The organism is Devosia neptuniae (assembly GCF_025452235.1).
Classification (GTDB): Bacteria; Pseudomonadota; Alphaproteobacteria; order Rhizobiales; family Devosiaceae; genus Devosia.
Genome location: NZ_CP104965.1, coordinates 2,716,333 through 2,728,353 on the forward strand (window position 1 = coordinate 2,716,333; position 12,021 = coordinate 2,728,353).

Here is a 12,021-nt window from a genome sequence, read left to right on the forward strand (position 1 = left end):
GGGCTTGCTTAGGGGGCGCAAGTGCCTAAACTCTGCGCGCAAACCCGGACCTACGCGTAACCGTGCTGAATCGCATCTATATCATCGTTGGCCTGCTCGCGATTTTCGTGCTCGCCGGGGCATTCATCGCGCCGCGTTTCATCCAATGGGGTGACTATCGCGAGCGGATGGAAGAGCTTGCCGGCGGGGTGCTCGGCGCCAAGGTCATCATCCGCGGCGATATTGAATTTTCGCTGCTGCCGCAGCCGCGGCTGAATTTCACCGATGTGCTGGTGGGATCGGCCGATGAGCCGGCCGCGACGGTCGGCGCGGTGGAAGCCGAATTCTCGCTGATGGATTTTCTGCGCGATCATTACAACATCACCCGGCTGGTGCTGCGCGAGCCGGTGGTGGATTTCACTATCGACGAAAGCGGCCTGTTTGGCAGCGGATTTGCCCCGAACGGCACGGGAACCGGGGTCGGATTGGCGCAGGCCAGCATTATTGATGCCACCGTTCGGCTGATGGATCGCCGGGCGGGCAAGACCTATGAGGCCAGCGATGTGGATGGCGAGCTCAAGCTTTCGGGTCTTGCCGGGCCGCTACAATTCCAGGGTTCGGGCAGCTATGGCGGCGGGCGCTACACGGCGCGGTTCAATTCGGCGCCCCTCGCCAGCGACGGATCGAGCCGGGTCACGGCTGCGGTCAGGCCGGAATCCGATGCCTTTTCGTTTGCCGTCGAGGGCTTGCTGACGGCGGGCATGGCGCCCAAATTCGATGGGGCGATGACCTATCGCCAAAAGCCGGCGACCGCACAGAATGCCGACGAAATCCACGGCGATCTGGTGCTCGAAAGCCGAATCACGGCCTCGACCGATCGGGTGGTGCTGACCGGCTACACCTTGCGGCCCGACGAGAACCGGGCCGGCACGAGGCTGACCGGCGCCGCCAGCATTCAATTGGGCACGCGGCAGAGTTTTGACGCGGTGATCTCGGGCGGGGTGTTCACGCTGCCGCCGCGAGATGCCAAGGAAGACGCCAATACCCAGCCCTATGAGGCCGTCCGCCTGCTCGCTGAGCTGCCCGCGCCGATTATTCCGCCTATTCCCGGCCGGGTCGGGGTAGACTTGGCTGAGATCGGCCTGCGCGGCTTTGCCCTGCGCAATGTGCGGGTCGATGCCAGCACCAATGGGCGGACCTGGCAGATCGAGCAATTCATCGCCGGCTTGCCGGGCGAAACCGAATTGCGGGCCAGCGGCACGCTGAGCGACGAGAACGGCTCGCCGGCATTTCGCGGAGAGGCCTCGCTGAACAGTACCAGACTCGATGGCCTCGCCGCCCTCTGGCGCAAGCCGCTGGAGAGCAATCCGCTGTTCAACCAGCCAGGTCGGCTGGACGGGCGTATCATGCTGGGCGGCGACGCGTTTGGTTTGACCGATGGGCGGTTGACGCTGGATGGTCATACCCATGCGGTGGAATTGCGCCTGGGCTTTGGTGGCGAAAAACGGCTCGATGTGGTGGGTCATTTCGATGATCTTGGCGCCAGCGGCAGCACACTAATCGGCGCACTGCTGCCCGATATAGGCGCCAGCCCCACCTTTGGCATCAGCTTCCCGACAGGCAGTTTCGCGCTCAGCGGCAAAAGCGCTCAGCTGTTTGGGCTGGATGGCACAGACCTTGCGGCTGAGGGTATGTGGACCGCTGGCGGGGTCGAGCTTACGCGACTTGCTGCCGATGATCTGGGCGGCGTCGGCTTCGATGCTGCCGGCCAATTTACCGGCACGCTGGCCGCGCCGCAACTGGTGGGCAAGGGCAATATCAAAGTCGGCGCGGGCGATGCGCCGGCGCTCCTGGCGCTTTACGATGGGCTGAAGACGCCGACGGACTGGCGCAATTTCCTAGCGTTGTCCTTGCCCGGCGACATTGCCTTTGATCTTGGCGCGCCGACGGGCGAGAACGGGCAAACACTTACGCTGGATGGCACGCTTGGCGCCGCCAATCTCGATGCGCGCCTGCAACTCGGCGGCGGCTTGGCAGCGGCTTTCACCGCACCACTGCGGGTTACTGCGACGCTGGAATCCACCGACACTGCCGGTCTGACGCGCCAGATCGGCCTGGGCGAGGCCGATCTGTTTGCCGGGCAGGGTTCCATGCTGGTGGCCATTGGCCTTGAAGGCACGCCGTCAAACAGTCTGAATGGCAGCATCACCACTAGCCTCGGCAGCGAGAGCGTCGGTTTTGCTGGCAATCTGGTGTTCGGGGCCAATGCCGAATTGCAGGGCACGGGCCAACTCAATGTCGATCTGGCCGATGCTGGCGGGCTGGCTGAGATCGCCGGTGGCCGCGATCTCAGCCTGCCTATGGCCAAGGGCAGCGCCGACCTGCATTTCGAAGGCGAACGGCTGGCGCGGCTGACCAATGTGCAGGGCACGTCCGGCGCAACCGGCTTTACTGGCGAGCTCTCCCTGTCCCGCACCAATAATGCGGCGGCAGTGGCGGGCAATTTTGCCATTGATGAGATTTCGATCGAGGGCCTGTCCACCGCGGTCTTTGGCTCTGCCGCCCTCGTTCCGGGCGATAGCGTATGGCCGGAAGGACCGATCGCATCCGGCGATGCGCCGCGCCAGACGCGGGGTTCGGTCAGCATTACCGCGCCAGTGGTCTCGGCGGGCGGTGTGGCGCGGATGAACGATGCCAGTTTTGAATTGAGCTGGGACGAGACCCGCCTGCGCCTCGCCCGGTTCGAAGCGGGGCTGGGCGGCGGCAAGGCGACGCTCGATCTGTCCGTATGCTGTGCCGGTGCTTTGCTTGACAAGACGGTTAGCGGCCGGCTCACTCTGGCCGGTGTGCCGGTCAATGCCATCGCATCGCCAGCCACGGCGGCAATGGTGGGCGGGACCATCGAGGGCGGTGTGCGCTTTGAAGGAACGGGCGCGAGCCTGGCTTCGGTGTTTGGCGCCATGACCGGGGAAGGCAATTTTACACTGATCGACCTGGCGGTGAACCAGCTCGATCCGCGTGTGTTCAACGCTGCATCGGGACTAGATGACGCCCTCAATATGGATCCTGAGGCAATGGCTAGCGTGCTCGGCGTGGCCTTGCAGCAGGGGCCGTTTACCGCAGGCCAGGCAACCGGCGCCTTCACCATGGCCGGGGGCGTGGCGCGGCTGGCCAATTTCATCGTGGAAGGGCAGGGCGGGCGGCTGGCCGGCAATATCAACGTGCAGCTTGCCACGCTTGGCCTTGAGGGCGGGTTTGCGCTGACCCCGCTGGGGCTTGATGATGCCATTGGCCTGATCTCTGCCGACACGGCGCGGATCGGCACCCAGCTATCGGGTACTGTGCTGGCGCCGGTGTCGACGCTCGATCTGGATACACTGATCGCGGCCATCCAGGTGCGCGCCAATGAACTTGAGGTCGAGCGCCTCGAAGTGCTGCGTGCCGAGGATGCGGAGCGGCAGCGGGCGGCGGCCGAGGAGCGCAATAGGCTGATCGAGGAACAGCGCCAACGCGCCGCGGCGGAAGCGGCTCGTCAGGCTGAGGAGGAAGCCGCGCGGCAGGCGGCGGAAGAGGCGCGGCGGCTCGAACTGGAGCAATTGCAGCAGCAAACCCAGCCTCAACCAGCGCCACCCCCGCCACAGGTACAGAATCCACTTGATCTGGGCCTGCCGACAGCGCCGCCAGTCAACCAGCCCTTTACTCTGCCGCTGAACTAGCGGCCGCGCGGTCCTGATACCATTTGAGCACGGCCAATCGTGCCGCCGAGGACAAGTTTGTCGTCTGGCGGGTTTCGTCGATGGATTTGATGAGACCGGCCATGGTCTGGCCGCGGCTGGCGGCGAGTTCGCCTAGCGCCGCCCAGAATTCGGGTTCGAGCGCGATGCTGGTGCGATGGCCGGCAATGGAGAGCGAGCGCTTTTCCATGCCCCGGACGGCGTTACGGCTTTTTTCGGAAGGCGTCGAGGCTCACGACCTTTTCGCCGGGCTTCTCGTCGTCGCTGGCGGCGGTTGGGCCGGCCGCGTGCTCAAGGGCGTCGTCGGCATTGTCTTCCTGGCCGTCGTCCCGGGCGGCCGTGGCCGGATCGAATTGCAGGCCGAACTGCACGGAGGGGTCGAAGAAGCCTTTGACCGCCGAGAAGGGAATGACCAGCGTTTCGGGAATGCCGTCGAAGGACAGGCCGACTTCGAAGCCGGTCTCGTTGACCTTGAGGTCCCAATACTGGTTCTGGATGACGATGGTCATTTCCTTGTCGTACTGGCCGAGCAGTTTCTCGCTCAGGCGCACGCCAGGAGCGCGGGTGACGAAGGAAATGAAGAAGTGATGGTCCCCGGGCAAGCCGGTTTTGGCAACTTCGGCCAGAACCTTGCGCACGACGCCGCGCAGGGCTTCCTGGGCGAGAATGTCGTATCGCATGTGATCTTCGGCCATAATTACCCTTCTTGCGCCTTGGGGAGCGAATCCCGAACGGCCCATATCAGCCTCACGTTCCATGAGAATTCAAGGATAAAGGCGTCACGCTTAGGCGATTGGGGCTATGTTAGGTGCAGGCTTCTGTTGCCAGGTGCCTGCGGACCCCGCCTGTCGCCCGGCTAGGAGCGGAGGACTTAATTTCCCAATGCTAGCACTGCTTACGCAGCGAGAGCGACTGGAGCCTTATGGTTGTCATTTGCAACTATAAGTTTTGGACCGATAACGGTGGTACCTCACCGAGCAAAAGCACACCCTTTACGCCCTCGTCGATCCTGTTTCGCCCCCATTGGCTGGCCCTTTGGCGGGCTAGATGGTGGAGGCGCCGGGTACTGCCCCCGGGTCCGAAAGGTTTATTACGATGACAGTTTATCGCCATAGCTCTTGCGAGCAATTCCTATATAGGCACACCGGGGCGGGGATGCAATCGTTCACCGACAGGGCGAATTGGTTAGCGGACTGTTAGCATCGACGCGCGGATCGGCTAACGCGTCACCCGTTCCACTGCATCCCCATATAGAGGCCGCCCGATTCCAGCTCGTCGAGCATCTGCACCAGGTGCTTCCGTTTGGTTTTTTCAGTTTTGGCCTTATTGATCCAGAGCAGGTAGTCGTTGCGTTGATAGGGTGGGCGCGCATCGTATTTTTCGCGCAGGCCACGTTCATCGAGCGCGGCGCTGACGAAGTCGGGCATGGTCTCGCGCGGACGCAGGGGGCGAAGCCGGGGACTCATTTGAGGACCGCCTGAGCCTCGATCTCGATCAGGACATCCGGGTTGGCGAGGGCGGCGACGCGGAAGCCGGTGACGGTGGGCGGGTTGCTCCTCTGGCCCCAGACTTTCATCCATTCGCCGAAGGCGGCGTTGAGGTCGATATCCTGCTGCATGATGATGGTGACCTTGACCAGGTCTTCCAGACCCGCGCCGGCGGCGTCGAGCACCTTTTGCAGATTGGCCAGCGCCTGGGCAGTCTGCTTGACGACATCGCCCTTGCCGACGATCTGGCCATTGGCATCGACGCCGTTCTGGCCACCGATCAACAGGATCCGGGCATTCGCCGGCAGGATAATGCCCTGCGAGAAAACCGGGCTCTTGTACATGCCTTCGGGATTAATGTGTTGCACACTCATGTTGGCTCTCCTTCGTTGCGGTTTATCATTGGGGCAATGCGCTGACACTCGATGTCAGCAGGACATGTGGTATTCTATTACCAAGCTTCCGCGATGCAGTGCGGCGCAGCCCAGCAAATCGGTATAGGCTGGTCAAGCACAGCACGAGAGCCAGCCATGACCGACACATCAACCGAAAAACTCATTCATGCCGCCGAACGGTTTCTGGGCAAGGGCGAGCAGACGCTGACCAAACGCGAAAGACAGGTACTGGAACAGGCGCTGGGCAAGCGGGCGCTGTCGCAGGATACCAGCGCGGTGTTCGACGAGAAATCGACCTTCGGCCAACGGCTGGCCGATGGGGTGGCGTCCTTTGGCGGCTCGTGGACCTTCCTGATCATTTTCGGCGTAGTGCTGCTGAGCTGGGTGCTGGGCAATCTGGTGCTGCGCGGGGAGGCGCCTGACCCTTACCCGTTCATTTTCCTCAACCTGCTGCTGTCCATGCTGGCGGCGGTGCAGGCGCCGGTGATCATGATGAGCCAGAACCGGCAGGCGGCCAAGGACCGGTTGGTGACCAGCCACGATTACGAATGCAACCTCAAAGCCGAAATCGAAATCATGGCGCTGCATGACAAGGTCGACCAGATGCGCAATGACGATCTGCGCGCACTGTTGGCCAAGCAGCAGGAGCAGATCGACCTGCTGACGCGGCTGGTGGAGAGCCGCGTTGCAGTTGCGGCGGGCCAAAGCGAATCGAAGTAGGATGTTGGGATGCAGCCCTATCTGAAACTTCTCTCCGATATTCTTGAACATGGTACGGACAAGTCCGACCGGACCGGTACCGGTACGCGTAGTCTGTTTGGCTATCAGATGCGGTTCGATCTGGCGCAGGGCTTTCCCTTGCTGACCACCAAGCAGCTGCATCGCAAATCGATCATTTATGAGCTGCTGTGGTTCATTCGTGGCGAGACCAATGTGCGCTGGTTGCAGGAGCGCGGCGTCAAGATCTGGGATGAGTGGGCCGATGAAAACGGCGATCTCGGGCCCGTCTATGGTTCGCAATGGCGCAGCTGGCCAGCGCCGGATGGGCGCAAGATCGACCAGATCGCCAATGTGATCCATTCGATCAAGACCAAGCCGGATTCGCGCCGCCATATCGTTTCGGCCTGGAACCCGGCCGAGGTGGATGAGATGGCGCTGCCGCCATGCCATTGCTTGTTCCAGTTCTATGTGGCGAACGGCAAGCTGAGCTGCCAGCTGTATCAGCGGTCGGCCGACACGTTCCTGGGCGTGCCGTTCAACATCGCGTCCTATGCTTTGTTCACCCATATGATGGCGCAGGTGACGGGGCTCCAAGTGGGCGATTTCGTGCATAGTTTTGGCGACGTGCATCTTTATTCCAACCATTTCGAGCAGGCCAGACTGCAGCTGAGCCGCGAGCCACGGCCGCTGCCCGTGCTCAAGATCAACCCGGACGTGAAGCGGTTGGAGGACTTCGTGTTCGAGGATTTCACATTCGAGGGCTACGATCCCCATCCGAACATCAAAGCACCGATAGCGGTATGAGCCGGGCGAAAAAGATTCTGTAGCGGCCCAAGGATGATGACGCGGTGGACGTCTCAGGAATAATCGACGTTTGGCTTGACCGACGCCAGAGGGTCGCGATCTGCTTCCCACACCTTGTGGGGCAGTGTTCACTCCGGACGCGTTCAAGAATGCGGTGTCATTCCCGCGAAGCGGGAACCTCCGTTCCGGGATGCGAGCCCAAGTAAACAGAGGTTCCCGCTTTCGCGGGAATGACACCGTGGGTGTAGGAGCTCGAGATGAACACCTGTGGGAAGGGATTGAGGGTGGGGGTTCTGGGCTTTTCAAGCAGCATGGAGTGTTTGGAGCACACAGCACCCCCCACCCTTAGCCCTCCCCACAAGGGCGAGGGAATTGGATCGGGGCTCTCGAGGTTCAGTTTGCCGGGAAGGTTGATCGGCCGCTGGGGGCGCAAACTTCCAGCCAAGTGTAGCGCTGCCGTTCATCCAGTGGCAGAGAATCTGAGCAAGGGGCTAACCCCTTACGTAATTTGTGTTTTTGGAGTTTGAGACATGAGGGTGTTCTCGGGATTGGTTTGTATGCTCGCTGCCGCGGTGGCGATGCCGGCGCAGGCGAATGATACGGCGGCGCAATTGGTCACGGGCGGGCTGGAATTCGTCATCAATGACGACATCAAGATGCTGAGCGAAGAGCTGTTCATCTCGCGCGAGGAAATCCGCGTCGTCTACGAATTCCAGAACAATACCGACACAGACCAGAAGGTGCTGGTGGCATTCCCCATGCCCGATATCGAGCCGGATTGGTGGTCGCCGACCGCGTTTCCCGATGGACCGAACGACAATCTCTTCCACTTCCAGACCACGTTCAATGGTCAGCCGGTCAAGGCCGAGCTGCATGAATATGCCATCGCGGCGGGCGTCGATCGCTCGGACTATTTGCGCGAAAAGGGCATTTCGCTGGTGTCGTTTGCGCAATCGACCAATGAAGCAACCAATGCGCTGGATGACGCGACCAAGGCGGAAATGCTGCATTTGGGCATGTTCGTGCCCGATATGTATGACGAGAGCGATGACGCCGAGACCAACTATTATCCGATGTGGACCTACCGGGCGACCTATACCTGGGAGGCCAATTTCCCGGCCGGGCAGACCGTCAAGGTCGAGCATCGCTACAAGCCCAGCGTGGGCGGCACGACCGGCGTTAGCTTCCTGAGCGAGCCCTATGAAGGGTTCGACCCGGCCGCTGAATACCGGACGCGCTACTGCACGGATGAGAGCTTCATCAATGCCGTGCGCAAGACGGTCAAAAGCGGGGATGATCCCTGGGCGGCGCCGTTCTACGAGAGCTGGATTTCCTACATCCTGACGACGGGCGGCAATTGGGGCGGTGGTTACATCCCCAAATTCCGGCTGGTGGTCGACAAGGGCGATGAAGCCAATCTGGTCTCGTTCTGCGGTGACGACATCAAGAAGACCGGGCCGACCACGTTTGAAATGGTGGCGACCGATTTCTACCCGGAAAAGGAACTCGATATCCTCATTCTGCAGCGGCACGAGGATTTCTGAGGGTGAGCCTGGTCATTCGCCCGGCTCGCGCGGCTGATGCCGCAACCATTGTCGGCTTCGTGCGAGCGCTGGCAGCCTATGAAAAGCTCGAGCATGAAGTGCAGGCCAATGAGGCCGATATTGTGCGCGACCTGTTCGGTGCCGATCCCAAAGTGTTCTGCGAGATCGCCGAATGGCAGGGCGAGCCGGTCGGGTTTGCGCTGTGGTTTTATACTTATTCCACTTTCCAGGGGCGGCACGGCATCTGGCTCGAGGATCTGTTCGTCGATCCGTCCTTGCGCGGCAGGGGGATCGGCAAGGCCCTGCTGGTCAACCTGGCGCAGCGCTGCGTAGCCGAAGGGCTGGGACGCTTTGAATGGTGGGTGCTCGACTGGAACGAGCCGAGCATCGATTTCTATAAAGCGCAGGGCGGAGTGATGCAGGACGAATGGACCAAGGTGCGCGTCGATGGCGACGCGCTGGCCCGGCTGGGGGCGCTATGAGCATCAAAATTGCCATGATTGCGGGGGTCGCCGAAAATGGCGTGATCGGCAGCGAGCAGACCATTCCCTGGCGCATCCCCTCCGACTTTGCCTTTTTCAAGCGCATGACCATGGGCAAGCCCATGATCATGGGGCGCAAGCAATATGAGACCGTGGGCAAGCCCTTGCCCGGCCGCACCAATATCGTGGTGACCCGGCAGGAGGGCTATCAGCCCGAGGGCGTGCTGGTGGTCTCCAGCGTGGATGCCGCGTTGGAAAAAGCGCGAGAAATTGCGGAAAAAGACGGTGTTGACGAGATCATGATCATTGGCGGCGGCGATATTTATGCCCAGCTTATGGGCGTGGCCGACCGGCTTTATATCAGCCATATCGCGCTTTCGCCGGGAGGCGACATCCGGTTTCCCGCAATAAATCCCGCAGAATGGGCGATTGTGGATGAGCCGGCGGTGACCCCGATGGAAAAGGACCAGGCCAGCTACCGCGTCAAAGTGTACGAGCGACATAAGGCTGGCGCGCATTGATCGGGTGGCGCGCTTGCCTATATATGTCCACGACGAAACAAACATATCCCTGAAAGGATTGCGATGCCGTGGGAGAGTAACGGAGGCGGGGGTGGCCGCAATAATAATGGCGGCCCCTGGGGGCAAGCGCCCGGTGGCGGCGGCAGTGGTGGTCCACGCCGGCCAGGGGGTGGCAATACGCCCAACCTCGAAGATATTCTCAACCGCGGCCGTGACCAGTTCCGTGGCGGTGTACCCGGTGGACGCTGGGCGCTGATTGGCGGCGTGCTCGCCGTTCTGGCATTCTGGGGGCTGAATTCGATCTATACGGTCGATCCGCAGGAAGTGGGCGTCGAGCTGCGCTTTGGCCGGCCCAAGCCCGAATTGTCCATGCCGGGCCTGCATTTCCACCTGTGGCCGATCGAGACTGTCGAGCGCGTCACGGTGACCGAGAACCAGACCACGATCGGTGCCGCAACCGCGTCCGGTTCGCGCGCCAATTCCAATGGCGGCAGCGGGCTGATGCTGTCGGGCGACCAGAACATCGTCAATGTGCAGTTCTCGGCGCTGTGGTCGGTAAGCGATCCGGTGGCTTATCTGTTCAATGTGCGTGACCCCGAAGAAATGGTCCGCAATGCCGCTGAAAGCGCGATGCGCGAAGTGGCAGGCCGCCGTCCGGCCCAGGACATCTATAGCGATGACCGCCGTGGTATCGAGCTGGAGGTCCAGCAGATCACCCAGTCGATCCTCGACAGCTACCAGCTGGGCGTGCGCATCGGGCAGGTGCTGATCGAAAATGCCGGTCCGCCGGCCGAAGTCATCGACGCCTTCAACGAAGTGCAGCGTGCCCGCCAGGACGAAACGCGCCTGCAGGAAGAAGCCCGTTCCTACGCCAATACCCTGTTGGGTGATGCGCGTGGCCGGGCGGCGGCTCTGCGCGAAGATGCGGCTGCGTACAGCAACCGCGTGGTGCAGGAAGCAACCGGTGAAGCCCAGCGTTTCAACGCGATCTATGCCGAATATGTCAATGCGCCCGAAGTGACCCGCAAGCGCTTGTTCCTCGAGACCATGGAAGAAGTGTATAGCGGCTCCGAAAAGGTGCTGATCGAGAACGGGGCCAATGGGCAGGGCGTCGTGCCCTATCTGCCATTGCCTGAACTGCGCCCAGGCGCCAGAACGACCACGCCGCCGGCGACCGGGACGGGGAACTAAGCCATGAGCAATCGTCTGATTATCCTTGGCGTTGCCATTCTCGCCGCCCTCTATGTCGTGTTCTCCTCGATCTACATCGTGAACGAGCGCGAACAGGCCATCGTCATGCGCTTTGGCCAGATCACCGATATCCGCACCGAACCGGGGCTCTACTTCAAGATCCCGACCGATATCGTGGATACGGTGCAGATCATCGAAAACCGGCTATTGCGCTATGACATCGCCAATATGACGGTGCAGGTTTCGGGTAACGCCTTCTACCAGGTCGATGCCTTCCTGACCTACCGCATCTCCGATCCGCGGTTGTTCCGTGAACGTGCCTTGGGCCAGCTTTCGGTGGCCGAAGACCGTATCGGGACGCGTTTCGACTCGGCTTTGCGTCAGGTCTATGGTCTGCGCGAATTCAATGCGGCCCTGTCCGAACAGCGCCCGCAGATGATGCGGGAAGCGCGTGACCTGATCCGTCCGGATATGGCGGAACTGGGCATTGAAGTGGTCGATGTCCGCATTCTGCGCACCGATCTCGATCAGGATGTTTCGGCCACCACATTCGAGCGCATGCGAGCCGAGCGTCTGGCGGAAGCGGCCCTGTTGCGAGCCCGTGGCCAGGAGCAGGCACAGAGCCTGCGCGCAATCGCCGACCGTCAGGCCGTCGAAATCGTGGCAGCGGCTACCCGTGATGCGGAAATCATCCGTGGTACGGGCGATGCCGAGCGGAACCGGCTGTTTGCCGCGGCCTATGGGCAGGATGAGGAATTCTTTGAATTCTTCCGCTCGATGCAGTCCTACCGCACCGCGCTGACCGGCACCGGGACCACCATGGTGTTGTCGCCCGATAGCGAGTTCTTCCGCTATTTCGGCTCCAATGGGGAAATCCCGGCGGCCAATCCCAATCTGGCGCCGCCGCTGCCGGTCGCGCCGGTACCCGAAACGCCGGCGACCAGCGATGAACCGGCCCTGGACGGGCTGGGCATCGAGGATAGCGTGGCGCCGACCATGACGCTGGAGGACGGCTCGCAGCTGGCTCCAACGGTCGGCACGGAAGCGCCGCCGGCCGTTGAGGTGGAACCGGCTCCGGTCGATACCACTCCGACCCAGACGACGACGCCGCCGGCCAATCCGCCGGCAAGTCCCTAAAAATCAACCGGCGCCCTAGGGCGCCGG

The 12,021-nt window shown here is 61.8% G+C and carries 12 protein-coding genes and 1 other RNA gene; 8 read left to right on the plus strand and 5 right to left on the minus strand.

The features are described from left to right. Window positions 1–62: 62 nt before the first annotated feature. On the plus strand, window positions 63–3,695 hold the full coding sequence (locus N8A98_RS16130; protein WP_262166776.1) for an AsmA family protein: 3,633 nt from the start codon (window positions 63–65) through the stop codon (window positions 3,693–3,695). Here the strand turns inward: N8A98_RS16130 and N8A98_RS16135 are convergent. The 5 genes from N8A98_RS16135 to N8A98_RS16155 form a co-directional block, all read right to left on the minus strand. After that, window positions 3,676–3,903, minus strand: coding sequence for a ribbon-helix-helix domain-containing protein (locus N8A98_RS16135; RefSeq protein WP_113121785.1), 228 nt, complete (start codon window positions 3,901–3,903; stop codon window positions 3,676–3,678). The genes N8A98_RS16130 and N8A98_RS16135 overlap by 20 nt on opposite strands. Window positions 3,904–3,916: 13 nt before the next feature. Further along, window positions 3,917–4,408 (minus strand): SspB family protein, encoded by a 492-nt coding sequence (locus N8A98_RS16140; RefSeq protein ID WP_262166778.1) that lies wholly within the window; start codon window positions 4,406–4,408, stop codon window positions 3,917–3,919. Between the two features lie 112 nt (window positions 4,409–4,520). Then, window positions 4,521–4,878: a transfer-messenger RNA gene (ssrA, locus tag N8A98_RS16145) on the minus strand. Window positions 4,879–4,939: 61 nt separating this feature from the next. Beyond that, window positions 4,940–5,140, minus strand: coding sequence for a YdeI/OmpD-associated family protein (locus N8A98_RS16150; protein WP_262166780.1), 201 nt, complete (start codon window positions 5,138–5,140; stop codon window positions 4,940–4,942). A gap of 35 nt (window positions 5,141–5,175) precedes the next feature. Further along, the gene (locus N8A98_RS16155; RefSeq protein WP_262166782.1) at window positions 5,176–5,574 is read right to left on the minus strand and encodes a RidA family protein; all 399 of its coding nucleotides are present in this window, start codon (window positions 5,572–5,574) and stop codon (window positions 5,176–5,178) included. A 156-nt stretch (window positions 5,575–5,730) separates the two neighbouring features. On the opposite strand from N8A98_RS16155, the gene N8A98_RS16160 reads away from it, so the two are divergent. The 7 genes from N8A98_RS16160 (at window position 5,731) to hflC (ending at window position 11,994) form a co-directional block, all read left to right on the plus strand. Continuing rightward, window positions 5,731–6,315 carry a DUF1003 domain-containing protein gene (locus N8A98_RS16160; protein ID WP_262166783.1) on the plus strand — a complete coding sequence of 195 codons (585 nt, stop codon included), beginning with the start codon at window positions 5,731–5,733 and terminating at the stop codon, window positions 6,313–6,315. Window positions 6,316–6,324: 9 nt separating this feature from the next. Next, entirely contained in the window at window positions 6,325–7,119 is a 795-nt protein-coding gene (locus tag N8A98_RS16165; RefSeq protein WP_262166785.1) for a thymidylate synthase, read from the plus strand. Window positions 7,120–7,676: 557 nt separating this feature from the next. Continuing rightward, window positions 7,677–8,663, plus strand: a complete 987-nt coding sequence (locus N8A98_RS16170; protein ID WP_262166787.1) for a DUF4424 domain-containing protein — start codon at window positions 7,677–7,679, stop codon at window positions 8,661–8,663. 2 nt (window positions 8,664–8,665) lie between these two features. Then, a complete protein-coding gene (locus tag N8A98_RS16175; protein WP_262166788.1) occupies window positions 8,666–9,145 on the plus strand; it encodes a GNAT family N-acetyltransferase in 480 nt (159 codons plus the stop codon). Then, on the plus strand, window positions 9,142–9,666 hold the full coding sequence (locus N8A98_RS16180) for a dihydrofolate reductase (RefSeq protein WP_262166790.1): 525 nt from the start codon (window positions 9,142–9,144) through the stop codon (window positions 9,664–9,666). The genes N8A98_RS16175 and N8A98_RS16180 overlap by 4 nt, the downstream gene beginning before the upstream one ends. A 63-nt stretch (window positions 9,667–9,729) precedes the next feature. Next, window positions 9,730–10,857, plus strand: coding sequence for an FtsH protease activity modulator HflK (gene hflK, locus N8A98_RS16185; RefSeq protein WP_262166791.1), 1,128 nt, complete (start codon window positions 9,730–9,732; stop codon window positions 10,855–10,857). A 3-nt stretch (window positions 10,858–10,860) separates the two neighbouring features. After that, window positions 10,861–11,994 carry a protease modulator HflC gene (hflC, locus tag N8A98_RS16190; RefSeq protein WP_262166793.1) on the plus strand — a complete coding sequence of 378 codons (1,134 nt, stop codon included), beginning with the start codon at window positions 10,861–10,863 and terminating at the stop codon, window positions 11,992–11,994. Window positions 11,995–12,021: the final 27 nt, after the last annotated feature.

What these genes read in the sequence shown, in the direction of transcription:
- N8A98_RS16135 (WP_113121785.1), bottom strand. Translation starts at nt 3,903, where the DNA reads ATGGAAAAGCGCTCGCTCTCCATTGCCGGCCATCGCACCAGCATCGCG.
- N8A98_RS16140 (WP_262166778.1), bottom strand. Translation starts at nt 4,408, where the DNA reads ATGGCCGAAGATCACATGCGATACGACATTCTCGCCCAGGAAGCCCTG.
- N8A98_RS16150 (WP_262166780.1), bottom strand. Translation starts at nt 5,140, where the DNA reads ATGCCCGACTTCGTCAGCGCCGCGCTCGATGAACGTGGCCTGCGCGAA.
- N8A98_RS16155 (WP_262166782.1), bottom strand. Translation starts at nt 5,574, where the DNA reads ATGAGTGTGCAACACATTAATCCCGAAGGCATGTACAAGAGCCCGGTT.
- N8A98_RS16160 (WP_262166783.1), top strand. Translation starts at nt 5,731, where the DNA reads ATGACCGACACATCAACCGAAAAACTCATTCATGCCGCCGAACGGTTT.
- N8A98_RS16165 (WP_262166785.1), top strand. Translation starts at nt 6,325, where the DNA reads ATGCAGCCCTATCTGAAACTTCTCTCCGATATTCTTGAACATGGTACG.
- N8A98_RS16170 (WP_262166787.1), top strand. Translation starts at nt 7,677, where the DNA reads ATGCTCGCTGCCGCGGTGGCGATGCCGGCGCAGGCGAATGATACGGCG.
- N8A98_RS16180 (WP_262166790.1), top strand. Translation starts at nt 9,142, where the DNA reads ATGAGCATCAAAATTGCCATGATTGCGGGGGTCGCCGAAAATGGCGTG.
- hflK (WP_262166791.1), top strand. Translation starts at nt 9,730, where the DNA reads ATGCCGTGGGAGAGTAACGGAGGCGGGGGTGGCCGCAATAATAATGGC.
- hflC (WP_262166793.1), top strand. Translation starts at nt 10,861, where the DNA reads ATGAGCAATCGTCTGATTATCCTTGGCGTTGCCATTCTCGCCGCCCTC.